Raw genomic sequence first — 15,608 nt, forward strand, 5'->3', positions numbered from 1 at the left:
GTGAGCGCAGCCGGTGGGCGAGGCGCTGCGCGCGATCCGGTCTGGCGGTCGCCGGCGGCTTGATGCCGTCTTACGTCGCGTAATGCGCGAGAAACATATCGGCGGTCGATTCCGCCACTTTCTTCTGCTCGCTTTTGCCGAGCGGCGCCTGTCCCATCGTCACCTGCGGCCAGAATGCGAACGCCTTCACGAGGCCCTGTAGTTGCTTCGAGGCGAACAGCGGGTCCGCCGTCTTCAGCCGGCCGGCCGCTGCCGCCGCGCGAATCCATACGGTCAGGTCTTCTTCGCGCTCGCCAAGACGGCCCACCATCTCGCTCGCGCGCTCCGGCGAGTGCATGCCCGCTGCAATCGCCACGCGCGCGAGCGCGAGAAACGACTCGTCGTTCAGGAGGCGCAGCTTGCGCATGAGCAGCGCGACGAGCTGCGGGCGCAGCGGTTCGTCGGCGCGCCAGCCTGGCGTATCCGAGGATTCGCTCGCATTCCAGAGTTGCAGGAGGATGGCCTCGAAGAGCGCCTCCTTGCCGGGAAAGTGGTTGTAGACCGTACGCTTGGAAACGCATGCGCGGGCCGCGATGCGGTCCATGCTGGTCGCCTCGAACCCGGCCGCGAGAAATTCCTCGATCGCCGCGCTGACGATGGCGCTGCGTTTCCGGTCGGTCAGACGTTGAGGTGGGGCGCTGGATTCCATAGGCGCATTTTACACTGGGGAGTTTACTTTTCTCGAAAATAAACTACACTGGGCGGTGTACCTTTTCTGCCGGTTCCCTCCTATGGCCTCGCTCACCGCATTGCTTCGCCGTACCCTCGGCCTCGACACGGCCGAACACGCTCGCGCCCGCTTCGGCGCCTCCCCGCAGCACGACGGCACGCACTTTCGCAACGTCAAGCCACGCCCGGTCGAGTCGGCCGGCAAGGGCCTGAGCATTGCCTGGAACCTGCTGTTCAACAAGCCGCGCGGCACGGTGCCGGCCGGTGCGTTGCCGGTGGAGCGCCTGACGCGCGAGCAGCTCGACGCCGCGCCGGACCGCAGCCTCTACCGGCTCGGCCATTCCACGTTGTTGCTCAAGCTGCGCGGACAATTCTGGCTGACCGACCCGGTCTTCGCGGAACGCGCGTCGCCGTTTCGCCGTTTCGGCCCGAAGCGTTTTCACGCGCCGCCCATCGCGCTCGATGAGCTGCCGCCGCTGCGCGGCGTGATTCTCTCGCACGACCATTACGATCATCTGGACCGCGAAACCGTGTGCGCGCTGGCCGCGACGACAGGCGTTTTTCTCGCGCCGCTCGGCGTGGGCGACCGTCTGATCGAGTGGGGCGTGGACGCCGCGAAGGTGCGCCAGTTCGACTGGTGGGAGGGGACCGAGGTGGACGGTGTGATGTTCACGGCGACACCGGCACAGCATTTTTCGGGGCGCAGCCTGTTCGACGGCAATAGCACGCTGTGGGCGTCATGGGTGATCGTCGAGCGCGACCTGCGCGTGTTCTTCAGCGGCGATACGGGTTACTTCGAGGGCTTTCGCGAGATTGGCGAACGCTTCGGACCGTTCGACGTGACGATGCTGGAGACGGGCGCGTACGACGCGCAATGGCCGTATGTGCATATGCAGCCCGAGCAGACCGTGCAGGCACACCTCGATCTGCGCGGCCGCTGGCTGATGCCGGTGCACAACGGCACCTTCGATCTGGCGATGCACCGCTGGCAGGAGCCGTTCGAGCGCGTCACGGAACTCACGGCGGCGCGCGGCATTGCACTCGCAACGCCGCGCATGGGCGAGCGGCTCGCGCTGGATGCGCCCCATCGCGGCGAAAGCTGGTGGCGCCCGGTTGTCGAGGCGGCCAGGGCGGCGCCCGCGCGCGCATGGACCTGCCGTCGGGCCGAGCGGTCCGCACCTTGAGCGCGCAGAGGGGCGCGGTATCATCGGCTCATGCCCGATAACACGCGCCCCGATCATGGAAGACCGCGCATGAAGACACTGCTCGTCGTTTATCACACGATGACCGGCGGCACGCGGCAGATGGCCGAGGCGGCTGCGCAGGCGGCACGCGAGCAGGCCGGCGTGGCGGTCAAGCTGCAGCGTGCGGACGCCAGCGGTCCCGCCGACGTACTTGCGGCGGACGGCTATTTGTTCGCGACGCCCGAAAACCTGGCCGCGATGTCGGGGATCATGAAGGACTTCTTCGACCGCAGCTATTACGGCGTGCTCGATCGCGTGAACGGCCGCCCCTACGCAGCGATGATCTGCGCGGGCAGTGACGGGCAAAACGCGCTGCGCCAGCTCGATCGCATCGCCACGGGCTGGCGGCTCCGAAGCGTGGCGCCGGGCGTGATCGTCTGCACGCATGCCCAGACGCCCGAGCGGATACTCGCGCCCAAGACCATCGGCGCGGACGACCTTGCGCGCTGCGCGGAGCTGGGCGCGGGCCTCGCGGCCGGTCTCGCGCTGGGCGTGTTCTAAGCCCCCCAGACCTGCAGCTTTGCGTCGGACCCCCAAGGGGACCAAGAAAGCAGGGGGCGGCCCGGCGTTTCTCCCGAGATCCCGGCACGCGCCGTTCGCGCTCAGGCCGGCTGCGGATGCAGATTGACACCTGGGCCAATCCGCGTTGCCTTGAATTCGGTCACGGCGTAACTGGCGAGACCCTGAACCGCGAAGGGGTCGCTCGCGAGTATGGCGTCGAGCCGCTCGCGCTCGACGCCGGATGCCAGTATCACGCCGCCTTCGCGCGGCACCTTCGGCCCTGCTGCAATAAAGACACCCGCTGCGAAGTGCTGGTCGAGAAACTGGCGGTGGGCTTCGAGGGCGTTGTCGATGGCGTCGAGCGAGGCTCGATAGGTCAGGGAAACGACGTACATGGGTTCGGACTCCAGAGTAAGGTCGATGAAAAGGGCGGGCGATCCGATGGGAGCCGCGATGGGTACCGGTTGCCGCGAAGCGAGATTGCCGGTCCTTCGGCAAGGCGCATCGCCGGTGCGAAGCGTGAGCGCGAAGTTAGCCGCTCATGCGTCCTTTCCGCCCGCCGGCACAATCGCACGCACCCGCTTGCGCATCTCCGAATCGAGGATCAGCCGGCCGCGCAGCTTGCCTTTCATGCGCTTCACGTACTTCGGGGCCTCGGTCATGTGCTCGATCATCAGCGCGCGCACGCGTTCGGCGTCGCGCTCGCGCGCGGCCTGCAGGATCTCGCGGTGGATCTTGACGTTCGCGGCGCCGAAGCGGCGGTGCTCGGTGAGCGGCGTATCGTTGCGGAACTCGATGAGCTGCCGGATCATTTCGTTGATCAGTTCGCAGACGAAGCGCAGGAACGGGTTCGGGTTCGCGGCCGCGAGTATGTCGTGGAAAGTGGTGTCCTCCTGGCGCTGGCGCAGCAGATGCCCGCGATCGTGCGCACCGGCCGTGCCGTCGCAGCAGGCGATGTTCGCCTCCAGCGCGGCGAAGTCCGCTTCGCTCAGATGCGGCACCGCGCCCGCCGCCAGTTCGGGTTCGAGCTGCCGGCGCACGGTATAGATGTCGTCGATCGTGACGTCCTTGAAGAACAGATAGTTCTGCAGAAGTTGCAGCGTGCGGTCGAGCGGCACCTCCACGACCATGCCGCCCCCACTCGGCCCGGTGCTCACCTTGATGAGGCCCTGCACTTCGAGCGACTTCAGCGCTTCGCGTATGGTGCTTTTGCTGACCGAATACAACTGCTGCAGCTCGGCCTCGCGCGGCAGGCGGTCACCCGGCTTCAGGTCTTTCTCCGTGATGAGCCGCTTGATTTCCTCGGCAACGAGGTCGCCGCGCTTCGGCTGCTTGATTTCGACGGCGCTGCCCGATCTGACGCGGTTCATGCCCATCTTTCAGACTCCCTGCAGGTGACCCGCGGCGCTTCCGTGCCACGGACGTCGACCCGGAATTTGGCCTCGTATTTTGGCCGATTGACACTCGAATTAATTAAACCTAGGATCGGTTTCATTCTATTTATCATGATAAATAGAATCAAGCAGTCGGTCGCCTCGTGTGTGCTTTTTTCTGAAAGGAGCATGAACTTGAATCGCCGGGAACTGTTGAAACTGGCCGCGCTGTCGGCCGTGCCGGGTGCGCTGGGCGCGCTGTCGTCCAGCCGCGCGTTCGCGCAGGGGGCGCTCGTGCAGCTAGGGTGTCCCGTGCCGATGTCGGGGCCGTTCGCGGCCAACGGCAAATACGCCGACCTCGGCATGCAGCTTGTGGTCAAGCAGTACGGCAAGGTGCTCGGCCTGCCGGTGAGCTACACGACGCTCGACACCGAAGGCAAACCCGCCACCGCCGTGCGCCGCGTGCAGGAGATCGAGCAGCAGAAGGGCGTGCGCTACTTCGCGGGCGGCATCCTGTCTTCCGAAGCGCTGGCGATGGGCAAGGAAGTGGACAAGGCAGGCGGCGTGTTCATCACCACGGCGGGCGCCGACGAGATCACCGGCAAGGATTGCAACAGTTCGACGTTCCGCTGGTCGGTGCCGACCTTCGGCGCGATCAACGAGACGGTGCGGCCGCTCATCCAGATGATGCCGAAGGCGAAGCGCTGGTACACCATCACGCCGCAATACGTGTTCGGCGAGGGGCTGCTTTCGGCGGCGAAAGACGTCTTCAAGGAAAAGGGCATCGAGCATGTGGGCAACAGCTACCACTCGCTCACCGAAAAGGAGTTCAGCGGCTATCTGACGAATGCCGTCGCGGCGAAGCCGGACGTGCTGCTGATTCTCAACTTCGGCTCGCAGTCTTCGGATACGCTGCGCCAGGCCGTGAGCTTCGGCCTGAAGAACAACTGCACGATCCTGCTTGCGTGGGCTTCGGGCCTGGAACAGTTCGAGGCACTGGGTGCGGACCTGTGCGACGGCGTCTATTTCGGCGCGCAATACTGGCACGCTATCGATTCGCCGCTGAACCGCGATCTCGTCAAGCGCACGAACGAGGCCTTTCAGGCCAATCCCAACTACAGTCTGGCCGGTTCGTACATCTGCGCGAAGATCCTGCTGGACGGCATGGTGAAGGCCGGCAGCACCGACCCGAAGAAGGTGATCGCGGTGATGGAAGGCATGAAGTACGACGGCCTCACCGGGCCCGAAGTCATCCGCAAGGGCGACCATCAGGTGCTCAAGAACTACTATCTGCTCAAGGGCAAGCCGAAGAGCAAGATGAGGGACAAGGACGATTACGTCGATATCGTCAGCTCCGGCCAGTCGTTCCTGCCGGTGGAGCAGACCGGCTGCAAGCTCGCCTGAGCCGCGCGACGCCTCCGACACGAGGGCGGCAGCGCGCGCCGCCCGGCCTTGCATTTTCTACGCTACGCAAGCCATGAACGTCTATCTGCTGCAGATCATCAATGGAATCGGCGTCGGGATGCTGTATTTCCTGCTTGCGGTGGGCCTCTCGATCGTCTTCGGCCTGTTGCGCTTCGTGAACTTCGCGCATGGCGCGTTCTACCTGCTTGGCGCTTATTGCTGCTACCAGGTCATGCAATGGTCGGGAAACTTCTGGCTCGCGCTCGTCGTCGTGCCGCTCGTGGTCGGGGCTTTTGCGTGGGTGGTCGAAAAGCTCGTCCTGCGGCACGTCTACGAGCAGCAGCACGAGTTCCATATTCTCGCCACCGTCGGTCTTGCGCTCGTGCTGCAGGAGTGTGTCATTCTCGTATGGGGGCCGCTTGGCGATAACGTGCCGGTGCCCGACGTGCTGAACGGCGTCGTCATCTGGGGCAGCTTCGTCTATCCGAAGTACCGGCTCTTCGTGATCGGGTTCACCGCCGTGCTCGCCGCGCTGCTCTGGTGGGTGCTGGACGGCACGCGGCTCGGCAGCGCCGTGCGCGCAGGCAGCGAATCGGCGGAGATGGTGGCGCTGCTGGGCATCAACGTCTCGCGCGTGTTCAGTCTCGTGTTTGCGCTGGGCGCCGCCACCGCCGCGCTTGCGGGCGTGCTCGCGGCGCCCATACGCGGCGTCGATCCGTTCATGGGGCTCGAAGCGCTCAGCGTGGCGTTCGTCGTGGTGGTGGTGGGCGGCATGGGCAACTTCCTCGGCGCGCTGGTGGGTGGCCTGCTCGTGGGCATCGTGCAGAGCGTGATGAGCACGCTGTGGCCCGAGGGGGCGCAACTGATGATCTACGTGGCCATGGCTGCCGTGCTGCTGCTGCGCCCGAACGGCCTGCTGGGGAGGGCCGTATGATCGACTCGTCGAAGCCGATGTCTCAGGAGTCCGAAGGGGGTGGCGCGTCTGTCGCGCATCGGGAGGGTTGGGCGCGACTTTATCGCTACGTTTTGCTCGCCGCGGTAGTGGCCGGCGTGCTGCCGCTCGTGCTGCACTCGGGATCGCTCGCCACGGAAGTGCTCGTCTATGCGCTTGCCGCGCTCGGCTGCAATCTGCTGCTGGGCTTCACGGGGCTGCTCTCGTTCGGGCAGGGCATCTTTTTCGGGCTCGGCAGCTATGCGGCCGGGATCGCGCTCACGCGCGGCGTGCCTTCCGTTTGCGCGGCGCTCGTCATCGCGGGCGCGGTCGGTGCGCTGGCGGCGGTGTTCGTCGGCTGGTTCTCGATACGCCAGCGCGGCACCTATTTCGTCATGCTGACGCTCGCGTTCGGCCAGCTCTTCTACTTCCTCGCGTACAGCACGCCCGACCTCACAGGCGGCGACAACGGTCTGCTCGACATTCCGCGTCCCGCGCTTTCGCTCTTCGGGCACGCACTCGTTTCTCTCGATACGCCGTGGCAATACTACGGCTTCGTCGCGGCCGTCTTCATCGTCGTGTTTGCCTTGCTGGTGCGCGTTTCGCAGTCGGTGTTCGGCCGCACGCTGCTCGCAATCCGCGACAACGAGGCACGTGCCGCTGCCGCCGGCTACGACGTGCGCCGCTTCAAGCTCGCCGCGTTCGTGATTTCGGGGGCGGCGACGGGGCTCGCGGGCGGACTGCACGCGCTGATGACGGGCATCGCGCCGCTTTCGAACATCGACTATCACACGAGCGAGATGATCCTGCTGATGACCGTGATAGGGGGCAGCGGCAATCTCTTTGCCTCCGTGATCGGCGCGGCGTTCTACGTGCTGTTCGCCGACTGGCTCTCGACGCTGTGGCCGCGCTGGCTGTTGCTGCTCGGCCTCGTGCTGATCGCGGTGAGCCTGTTCATGCAGCGCGGCCTGTGGGGGCTTGGCGAGCGGATTGCCGCGGCGCTCGCGGGAACGCGCGGCGCGGCCGGCGCCGGCGGGGAAAAGCCATGAGCGAAGCGATTCTGCAAGCGAGCGGCGTGGTCAAACGCTATGGCAAGTTCACGGCGCTCGCGGGCGTGGATTTGCGCGTCGCACCGCGCACCGTGCATTCCGTGATCGGCCCGAACGGCGCGGGCAAGACCACGCTCTTTCATGTGCTGACCGGCACGGTGCCGATCACGTCGGGCTCGATCGTGTTCGACGGCGAGGACATTACGCGCGAGCCCGATCACAAGCGCGTGCGGCGCGGCATGGCACGCTCGTTCCAGGTAACGAGCCTGTTTCAGAACCTGAGCGTGCGCGAGAACCTGCGCGTGGCGGCACAGGGCGTCGAGGCGCGTCGCGCGCTCAACGCCTGGACGCCTCCACGCGGTGCACTGGCGCATGCCGAAATCGTGGAGCGCGTGCTGGAGCGCCTCGCGCTGCAACGTCATGCCGATACGCTGGCGGGCGCGCTCTCGCACGGCCAGCAGCGCCGCCTCGAAGTGGGCATGGCGCTGGCCGCGCGGCCGCGCGCGATTTTCCTCGACGAGCCCACCTCGGGCATGGGCATCGACGATCTCGACGACATGAAGACGCTGATTCGCGGCCTGCGCGACGAATACACCGTCGTGCTGATCGAGCACAACATGGGCATCGTGATGGACATTTCGGACACCATCACGGTGATGCAGCAGGGCCGCGTGCTCGTGGAGGGCAAGCCGGACGAGATTCGCGGCGACGAGCGCGTGCGCAGTGCCTACCTCGGCAACATGATCACGGGAGGCCGCGCATGATGCTCGACGTGCGGGACGTCCACGCGTTCTACGGCAAGAGCCACATTCTGCAGGGCGTGTCGCTGGCCGTGAACGAAGGCGAAACGGTAACGCTCCTCGGCCGCAACGGCGCGGGCAAGTCCACGACGCTGAAGTCGATCGCAGGCGTCGTGGCGCCGCGCGGCGGGACCGTGAGCTTTGCGGGCAAGCGCATCGGCGGGCTCGCGCCGCATCGCATCGCCGCCGCGGGCCTGTGCTTCGTGCCCGAGCATCGCGGCGTTTTCCGGCTATTGAGCGTCGAGGAGAACCTGAGACTGGGCGCGCGCAAGGATTCGCCGTGGCAGCTCGACGACATCTACCGCATTTTTCCGCGGCTGAAGGAACGCCGCAAGAACGGCGGCGCGCAGCTTTCGGGCGGCGAGCAGCAGATGCTCGCCATTGGCCGCGCACTCATGAATCACCCGCGCCTCCTGATGCTCGACGAACCCGTGGAGGGGCTCGCGCCCGTGATCGTCGAGGAGATCGTCGCGCAGCTCAAGCACATCAAGGCCGCGGGCGTGGCGATTCTGTTAGTGGAACAGAATCTGGAAGTGTGTACGCAGCTCGCCGACCGGCATTACATCATCGAGCAGGGCGTGATCGTCTACGAGGGCGACAACGCGGCGTTCGCGGCCGACCACGCCGCGAAGGACCGCTATCTTGGCGTGGGCGTTGTTTGAGCGGCACGCCGGCATAGTGATGGAAAGCACGCAAAGGAACCGCATCGATGCACCGCATGAAGATCCTCATTGCACGGATGAATCACGAGACCAATACGTTTTCGCCGGTCGCGACGCCGCTCGCGGCGTTCGGCCGCAACGGCCCGGCGTGGGGCGATGACGCGTACCGGCTCGAAAAGGGCATGCGCACGGCGATGTCGGCGTTCATCGACGCGGCCGAGCGTCTCGGCGCCGAAGTCGTGACGCCGGTTTCCGCCGCGGCCAACCCGAGCGGGCCGGTGGAGGCAGCGGCCTATGAGGCGATCTGCGACGCGATCGTGGCCGCCGCACCGGGCTGCGATGCCGTGATGCTCGACCTGCACGGCGCGATGGTCGCGGAGCAGTCGGCGGACGGCGAGGGCGATCTGCTCGCGCGCGTGCGTGCGGCACTGCCTGATGTGCCGATTGCGGTGGCGCTCGATCTGCACGGCAATGTCACGCAGAAAATGATCGATCACGCCGACGTGATCGTGAGCTTCAAGACCTATCCGCACGTCGATATGTACGAGACAGGCGAACATGCGGCGCGTGTGCTGATCGAGCGCATGGCAGGCCGCGCGCGGCCGGTGCTCGCATGGCGCCAGCCGCCGCTGCTCACGTCGACGCTGCTGAGCGCGAGTGCGGGCGGCGCGATGCATCGTGCAATCGAGGCAGCACGTCGAGAGGAGTCCCAGGGAATGCTTGCTGTCTCGGTGCTGGCGGGATTTTCGCTCGCCGACATTCCCGCGCCGTGCATCAGTGTCGTGGTGGTGGGCAACGGGGACGAGGCCGCTGCCGCGGCGGCGGCCGAACGCGTGGCGCGCCAGATCTGGAGCGAGCGCGACGACTTCGTCTATCGCAGCCCGCCGCTGGCGGAATCGGTCGCACAGGCCGAGCCTCTGGCGCGCGGAGCGGACAAGCCGGTGCTGCTGCTCGATCACGGTGACAACTGCATGTCCGGCGGCACCTGCGACACGATGGATCTGCTCGAAGCCGCGCTGGCGCAGGGCTTGACGGGGATTGTCAGCGGGCCGCTGTGCGATCCGGAGGCCGTCGCGCAATTGATCGAGGCGGGCGTGGGGGCGACGGTCACGCTCGGAATCGGCAACAAGCTGCAGCGCGAAGGAGCGCCGCCGCGCGCTCCGTTCGAAGCGACCGGGGTCGTGCGCGCGATCACCGACGGCGAGTACGTCATCACCGGGCCGACCTATACGGGCCAGCGTGCCTCCATGGGACGCGCGGCGGTGCTCGACATCGGCACGGCCACGCTGGTCGTGACCGAGCGCACGCACGAGCCGTGGGACCTGGGCGTGTTCGAGAGCGTGGGCATCGATCCGCGGCGCGCGCGTTTCCTGCTGCTCAAATCGCGCATGTACTGCCGGCCCGTGTTCGTGCCGATTTCGGCGGGGCTCGTGGAGTGCGACAGCCGCGGCGTGACGGGGTCGGACTACGGCCTTTTCGAGTACCGGCGCGTGGCGCGACCGGTTTACCCGTTTGATCCGGATACGGTCTGGGCGGGTCATTGAGAATGCGGCGTTACGTTCGGCCGGGCCGAAAAACGTAACGCCGCAGACGTAACACCCATCGCACGGCAAGCCTCTGCGCGAGGCATTCGTCTGCCGCTCCGTCCCGTCCCGCAAGCCTTCCTGATTGCGCGGTCGCTGCGCCATGCCGCGCCGTGCCGCGCCCGCGAGCGTTGGCTCGCAACTTGCACAGTTCGATCGCCAGGCCGAGCCACATTCGAGCTTTGCGCCCCAGCGCGCGGCTCCCACATCAACCATCAAGGCAACGCGCGCGTTTGCGACGGCAGGCACGAGGCAACCGTTTTCTGCAGAAACGATCAGCGGGTTTCCGGGGGCACTGATTACACCTTTGACCAATCAGGACGCGATGACATCGCGAAAGGACTAATCATGGCTCCCTTCAAACACACTCTTGTTGCATCGGCGAGCGCAATCCTGTGGTTGTCGCTGGCCACGGTGTCTCAGGCCGAGGACGTCACATCGACGCCGCCCACCTCGGTCTCGCAAGGCGGCGGATGGTCGATCCCGGGCATGCCGGGGTCGGGTTACGGAAGTACGGGGGACGGCGGCACAACCGGCGGTTCGGTTGGGGCTGGGTCGGGCGCCGGGGCGGGCAACGGCGCCGGGGCGGGCGCTACCGCGAGTTCCGGCTGGGGCGATGGGTCGGCGTGGGGCGGTGTTTCGACCTATGGCGGAGGCGGTGGGTCGAGCGGTGGCAGTGGTTATGGCGGTGGTACGGGCAACGGGGGATCGAGCGGGGCCGGTGGCGGCTCTGGAGACGGCGGGCAGGGAGGCTCGGGCGGTTCTGGCGGCTCCGGGAATGGCGGGCATGGAGGCTGGGGAGGTTCGGGCGGCGATGGTGGCGGCTCCGGGAATGGCGGTCACGGTGGATCGGGAGGATCGGGAGGATCGGGCGGTTCGGGTGGATCAGGCGGTTCGGGTGGATCAGGCGGATCGGGCGGATCGGGCGGATCGGGTGGGTCAGGCGGATCGGGCGGATCAGGCGGATCGGGAGGATCAGGCGGATCGGGAGGATCGGGCGGTTCGGGTGGGTCAGGCGGATCAGGCGGATCAGGCGGTTCGGGTGGGTCAGGAGGCTCTGGAAACGGCGGCCACGGTGGTTCGGGTGGCGGCTCCGGCCACACCGGCACCACCGGCTCGAACTCCGGCAATGGCAACCAGTCGTCGAGCGGCCTCCTCAGCCCGATCGCGAATCTCGTCCTCAACGTGGGCGCCATCAGCGTGCCGATCGTGCCGATCACCCTCGGCAACAACAGCGGCAGCGGCAATGGCAACGGTGCAGGCAACGGCACGAGCAGCGGCTCGAAGGGCGCGACGAGCGGATCGAGCGGACATGGCTCGGGCGGCTTGCTGGCGCCCGTGACCGCGTTGCTGGGCGGCACGTCCCTGACCTCGGCGAGCGGCGGCTCGAAGGGCTCGGGTTCGCATTCCGGCAGCAGCCCGCTCGCACCGCTCGTCAACCTGCTCGGCGGCCAGACCGGTGGCTCCACGGGCAGCGCGGGCAGCACGGCGAACGGGTCGTCGACGAAGGGCAGCCCCGGCTCCACCTCCAACCCGGCCGCACCGCTGACCAGCCTCCTCGGCGCGCTCACCGGCGCCGCCGGCGGAGCGGGCGGGAGTTCGTCGCCGCTGTCTCCGCTCACGAATCTGCTCGGCGGTCTCGCGGGCAGTACCGGCAGCGGCGGCGGCACGTCGAAGCACTAGGCCGTAAGGCGAGGTGCCCTTCGGGGCACCTTCACACGCCCCGCCCGCTGTCCGCGGCCTGATAAAGCTCGCGCAACGACTGTCCGAAGGCCGCGTCCAGTTCGCGCGCGACGCCTGCGCGCGTGAACATCGCGACCGGCGGCAGCGTCCAGTCGAGCGTATAAGGCACGATCGCCACGCCCGCGAAATGCACGAGTTCTTCCGCGATATCGGCGGGCACGATCGACACGGCATTCTCGTTGGCGACGATCATTTCGCCGATCAGCCGCGACGTGTAGCTCTCCAGCATCGGCACAGGCGGCGCGACCCCGGCCTGCAGGAAGATATCGGCGATCTGCCCGCGCATGGGCGTGTGCGGCGCACCGAGGATCCAGTCGAGTTCCACGAGCTTGTCCCAACTGAGGCGCGCGCGCGCCAGCCGCGCGGCGAGGCGCCGGCTCGCGATGAGGCGCGGCTTCTGCTGGTACAGGACCTCGAAGCGAAGCTGCGCGAAATCGACCGTGGACGAGGCCCGGCCGATCACGATGTCGAGCGTGTGGTCGCGCAGCAGCGGCATGAGCGCGTCGCTCGTGCCTTCGTGAATCGTCAGCGTGACCCGCTGCGGCAGCCGCGCCTGCGTGAGCTGGATCGCCGAAGCGAGCGTACGCCCCGAGATGAATGGAATCACGCCCACGTGCAGCCGCGTGGCGTGGCCCGCGACCACGGCTTCGATGTCGCGCGCGAGGTGGTCGAGGTCGTGCAGCATGGCCTGGGCGCGCGTGAGCACCACGTTGCCGAGGGCGGTGGACGTCATGCCGCGCGACGAGCGCTCGAAGAGCGGCCCGCCGAACATGCTCTCCATTTCGGCGAGCGCGTTGGTCACGGCCGGCTGGCTGGTGGCGACGTGCTCGGCCACGCGCGTGAGCGACCCGTACTGGCGGATCTGCAGCAGCAGCACGAGGTGGCGCATCTTCAGGCGCGTGGTCAGGCGCCGCGTGACTTCATCGGGACTGAGAGTAGACAAAGGGACGGAGCAATGGACGATTCGGGCCATTAGTATAAGAAAAAAGTGATGGTGTCATACTAAATCAAAATTGGCAGATTATGGCGGCTGCCTAGAATCGACTCATTCGAACGTAGCCGGGACTGTCCGGCCCTAAAGAGAGCGAGTGAGGAACATGAACGAGACGGATCGCCAGGCAGCCCTGGAGTACCACCAGTACCCGACCCCCGGGAAAATCTCGGTAACGGCAAGCAAGCCGCTCATCACGCAGCGCGATCTGGCCCTGGCCTACACGCCGGGCGTGGCCGTGGCCTGCGAGGAGATCGTCACGGACCCGCAGAACTCGTTCAAGTACACGAGCCGCGGCAATCTGGTGGGCGTCATCACGAACGGTTCGGCTGTGCTGGGCCTCGGCAATATCGGCGCGCTGGCGTCGAAGCCGGTGATGGAGGGCAAGGCGGTCCTGTTCAAGAAGTTCGCCGGCATCGACGTGTTCGACATCGAAATCACCGAATCCGACCCGGACAAGCTCGTCGAGATCATCGCGAGCCTCGAAGCGACCTTCGGCGGCATCAACCTCGAAGACATCAAGGCGCCGGACTGTTTCACCGTCGAACGCAAGCTGCGCGACCGCATGAAGATCCCCGTCTTCCACGACGACCAGCACGGCACGGCGATCACGGTCTCGGCCGCGTTCCTGAACGGTCTGAAGGTGGTGGGCAAGGATATCCGCGACGTGAAGGTCGTGACCTCGGGCGCGGGCGCGGCGGCGCTGGCCTGTCTGGACCTGATGGTCGATCTGGGTCTGCCGGTCGAAAACATCTGGGCGACGGACCTCGCAGGCGTGGTCTACAAGGGCCGCACGGAACTGATGGACCCGGACAAGGCGCGCTTCGCGCAGGAGACTGCGGCGCGCTCGCTCTCCGAGGTGATCGAAGGTGCCGACGTGTTCCTCGGCTGCTCGGCGGGCGGCGTGCTCAAGGCGGAAATGGTCAAGAAGATGGCTGCGAAGCCGCTGATCCTCGCGCTCGCGAACCCGACGCCCGAAATCTTCCCGGAAGTGGCGCTCGAAGCGCGCGCCGACGCGGTCATCGCGACGGGCCGTTCGGACTTCCCGAACCAGGTGAACAACGTCCTGTGCTTCCCGTACATCTTCCGCGGCGCGCTGGACGTGGGCGCGACCACCATCACGCGCAACATGGAGATCGCGGCGGTGCGCGCCATCGCGCAACTCGCCCAGGAAGAGCCGAATGACTCGGTGGCCGCCGCCTACGGCGCCTATGACTTGCGCTTCGGCCCGACGTACTTCATTCCGAAGCCCTTCGATTCGCGCCTGATCCTGCGCATCGCGCCGGCCGTGGCGAAGGCCGCGATGGAAGACGGCGTGGCCACGCGCGCCATCGACGACTTCGAGGCTTACACGAACGAGCTCCAGCAGTTCGTCTATCACTCGGGCGCGTTCATGAAGCCCGTCTTCGCGACGGCCAAGCAGATCGTGCGCGAAGGCGGCAAGTCGCGCATCGTGTTCGCCGAGGGCGAGGAAGAGCGCGTGCTGCGCGCGGTGCAGGTGATCGTCGACGAGAAGCTCGCGCGTCCGATCCTGATCGGCCGTCCCGAAGTGCTGCTCGCGCGCATCGAGAAGTTCGGCCTGCGCCTGCGTCTGGGCGAGGACGTGGAAGTGACGAACCCCGAGTACGACGAGCGCTTCCACCAGTACTGGACCACCTATTGGGAACTGCGTTGCCGCGACGGCATTTCGAAGGAAATGGCGCGCGTGGAAATGCGCCGTCGCCTCACGCTGATCGGCGCGATGATGGTGCGCCTCGGCGACGCGGACGGCATGGTGTGCGGCACCGTGGGCGCGTACCACGACCATCTGCGCTTCGTCGACGAAGCGATCGGCATGGCGCCCGGCGCGAACACCTATGCGGCGATGAACATCCTGCTGCTCGACAAGCGCACGGTGGCGCTCGTGGACACGCACGTCAACGACAATCCGGACGCAGCGACGATCGCCGAGTTCACGATCGCCGCGGCGAAGCAGATGGCATGGCTCAATCTCTCGCCGAAGGTCGCGCTGCTCTCGCGCTCGAACTTCGGCTCGGGCAGTTCGGCTTCGGGCACGAAGATGCGCGAAGTGCTGAAGCTCGTGACCGCACAGGCGCCGGACCTGGAGATCGACGGCGAAATGCACGGTGACTGCGCGCTCGACGAGTCGCTGCGCGAGCGCATCCTGCCGCATTCGCGCCTGAAGGGCGCGGCGAACCTGCTCGTGTGCCCGAACGTGGACTCCGGCAACATCGCCTACAACCTGCTCAAGACGGGCGCGGGCAGCAACGTGGCCGTGGGCCCGTTCCTGCTGGGCGTGAACGCGCCGGTGAACGTCCTGACCTCGAGCTCGACGGTGCGCCGCATCGTCAACATGGCCGCGTTGACGGTGCTGCAGGCCAATCGCGACTGATCGGGCGGCGTCCGGGTCGTTTCCTCTTCGGCTCTTTGCCCTGCTGAACCCTGCTGAAACGGCGGTCCGCGCGAGCGGCCGCCGTTTTTTCTTTGCGAAGGGGCCCGCTGACGAAGGCGATCCGCTTTCGCTATCACCCCATGCGTCTTTCGGATTGTTCCCGTATCGCGGCGCACCTATATTGGCTGGGCAACGTTCGATTCCCATTTCACGAGACGCCGCATGAA

14 protein-coding genes are annotated in these 15,608 nt (G+C 66.5%); 10 read left to right on the forward strand and 4 right to left on the reverse strand.

The genetic code is table 11. From position 1 onward, the window contains the following. Positions 1–70: 70 nt before the first annotated feature. Positions 71–688, reverse strand: coding sequence for a TetR/AcrR family transcriptional regulator (locus tag V8683_RS03495; protein WP_411192459.1), 618 nt, complete (start codon positions 686–688; stop codon positions 71–73). 82 nt (positions 689–770) lie between these two features. Here V8683_RS03495 and V8683_RS03500 point away from each other — a divergent pair, with 82 nt between their 5' ends. Both V8683_RS03500 and V8683_RS03505 read left to right on the forward strand, forming a co-directional pair. Then, on the forward strand, positions 771–1,892 hold the full coding sequence (locus tag V8683_RS03500) for an MBL fold metallo-hydrolase (protein WP_411192460.1): 1,122 nt from the start codon (positions 771–773) through the stop codon (positions 1,890–1,892). Between the two features lie 69 nt (positions 1,893–1,961). Beyond that, positions 1,962–2,453, forward strand: a complete 492-nt coding sequence (locus tag V8683_RS03505; RefSeq protein WP_411192461.1) for a flavodoxin family protein — start codon at positions 1,962–1,964, stop codon at positions 2,451–2,453. 101 nt (positions 2,454–2,554) lie between these two features. Here V8683_RS03505 and V8683_RS03510 read toward each other — a convergent pair whose 3' ends face one another. Continuing rightward, a complete protein-coding gene (locus V8683_RS03510; protein WP_411192462.1) occupies positions 2,555–2,848 on the reverse strand; it encodes a YciI family protein in 294 nt (97 codons plus the stop codon). A 144-nt stretch (positions 2,849–2,992) separates the two neighbouring features. After that, a complete protein-coding gene (locus V8683_RS03515; protein WP_411192463.1) occupies positions 2,993–3,829 on the reverse strand; it encodes a FadR/GntR family transcriptional regulator in 837 nt (278 codons plus the stop codon). 192 nt (positions 3,830–4,021) lie between these two features. On the opposite strand from V8683_RS03515, the gene V8683_RS03520 reads away from it, so the two are divergent. From V8683_RS03520 to V8683_RS03550, 7 genes are all read left to right on the forward strand, one after another. Then, positions 4,022–5,230: an ABC transporter substrate-binding protein gene (locus tag V8683_RS03520; RefSeq protein WP_411192555.1), complete on the forward strand. Its 1,209-nt coding sequence runs from the start codon at positions 4,022–4,024 to the stop codon at positions 5,228–5,230. Positions 5,231–5,303: 73 nt separating this feature from the next. Beyond that, positions 5,304–6,164: a branched-chain amino acid ABC transporter permease gene (locus V8683_RS03525; RefSeq protein ID WP_411192464.1), complete on the forward strand. Its 861-nt coding sequence runs from the start codon at positions 5,304–5,306 to the stop codon at positions 6,162–6,164. After that, positions 6,161–7,210, forward strand: a complete 1,050-nt coding sequence (locus V8683_RS03530; protein WP_411192465.1) for a branched-chain amino acid ABC transporter permease — start codon at positions 6,161–6,163, stop codon at positions 7,208–7,210. The genes V8683_RS03525 and V8683_RS03530 overlap by 4 nt, the downstream gene beginning before the upstream one ends. Beyond that, positions 7,207–7,974: an ABC transporter ATP-binding protein gene (locus V8683_RS03535; RefSeq protein ID WP_411192466.1), complete on the forward strand. Its 768-nt coding sequence runs from the start codon at positions 7,207–7,209 to the stop codon at positions 7,972–7,974. Before V8683_RS03530 ends, V8683_RS03535 begins: the two co-directional genes overlap by 4 nt. Continuing rightward, complete coding sequence (locus tag V8683_RS03540) at positions 7,971–8,672, forward strand: ABC transporter ATP-binding protein (protein ID WP_411192467.1); 702 nt, start codon at positions 7,971–7,973, stop codon at positions 8,670–8,672. Before V8683_RS03535 ends, V8683_RS03540 begins: the two co-directional genes overlap by 4 nt. Before the next feature lie 56 nt (positions 8,673–8,728). Beyond that, positions 8,729–10,216: a M81 family metallopeptidase gene (locus V8683_RS03545; RefSeq protein WP_411192468.1), complete on the forward strand. Its 1,488-nt coding sequence runs from the start codon at positions 8,729–8,731 to the stop codon at positions 10,214–10,216. Positions 10,217–11,440: 1,224 nt separating this feature from the next. Next, complete coding sequence (locus V8683_RS03550; protein WP_411192469.1) at positions 11,441–11,938, forward strand: hypothetical protein; 498 nt, start codon at positions 11,441–11,443, stop codon at positions 11,936–11,938. 31 nt (positions 11,939–11,969) lie between these two features. Here the strand turns inward: V8683_RS03550 and V8683_RS03555 are convergent, their stop codons facing one another. Further along, entirely contained in the window at positions 11,970–12,971 is a 1,002-nt protein-coding gene (locus V8683_RS03555) for a LysR family transcriptional regulator (RefSeq protein ID WP_411192470.1), read from the reverse strand. Positions 12,972–13,095: 124 nt separating this feature from the next. Between V8683_RS03555 and V8683_RS03560 the strand changes: the two genes are divergently transcribed. Beyond that, entirely contained in the window at positions 13,096–15,381 is a 2,286-nt protein-coding gene (locus V8683_RS03560) for an NADP-dependent malic enzyme (RefSeq protein WP_411192471.1), read from the forward strand. Positions 15,382–15,608 lie beyond the last annotated feature (227 nt).

Source organism: Paraburkholderia sp. AV2 (genome assembly GCF_054968425.1).

Coding starts and splice junctions, on each gene's coding strand:
- V8683_RS03495 (WP_411192459.1), bottom strand. CDS start 688: ATGGAATCCAGCGCCCCACCTCAACGTCTGACCGACCGGAAACGCAGC.
- V8683_RS03500 (WP_411192460.1), top strand. CDS start 771: ATGGCCTCGCTCACCGCATTGCTTCGCCGTACCCTCGGCCTCGACACG.
- V8683_RS03505 (WP_411192461.1), top strand. CDS start 1,962: ATGAAGACACTGCTCGTCGTTTATCACACGATGACCGGCGGCACGCGG.
- V8683_RS03510 (WP_411192462.1), bottom strand. CDS start 2,848: ATGTACGTCGTTTCCCTGACCTATCGAGCCTCGCTCGACGCCATCGAC.
- V8683_RS03515 (WP_411192463.1), bottom strand. CDS start 3,829: ATGGGCATGAACCGCGTCAGATCGGGCAGCGCCGTCGAAATCAAGCAG.
- V8683_RS03525 (WP_411192464.1), top strand. CDS start 5,304: ATGAACGTCTATCTGCTGCAGATCATCAATGGAATCGGCGTCGGGATG.
- V8683_RS03530 (WP_411192465.1), top strand. CDS start 6,161: ATGATCGACTCGTCGAAGCCGATGTCTCAGGAGTCCGAAGGGGGTGGC.
- V8683_RS03535 (WP_411192466.1), top strand. CDS start 7,207: ATGAGCGAAGCGATTCTGCAAGCGAGCGGCGTGGTCAAACGCTATGGC.
- V8683_RS03540 (WP_411192467.1), top strand. CDS start 7,971: ATGATGCTCGACGTGCGGGACGTCCACGCGTTCTACGGCAAGAGCCAC.
- V8683_RS03545 (WP_411192468.1), top strand. CDS start 8,729: ATGAAGATCCTCATTGCACGGATGAATCACGAGACCAATACGTTTTCG.
- V8683_RS03555 (WP_411192470.1), bottom strand. CDS start 12,971: ATGGCCCGAATCGTCCATTGCTCCGTCCCTTTGTCTACTCTCAGTCCC.
- V8683_RS03560 (WP_411192471.1), top strand. CDS start 13,096: ATGAACGAGACGGATCGCCAGGCAGCCCTGGAGTACCACCAGTACCCG.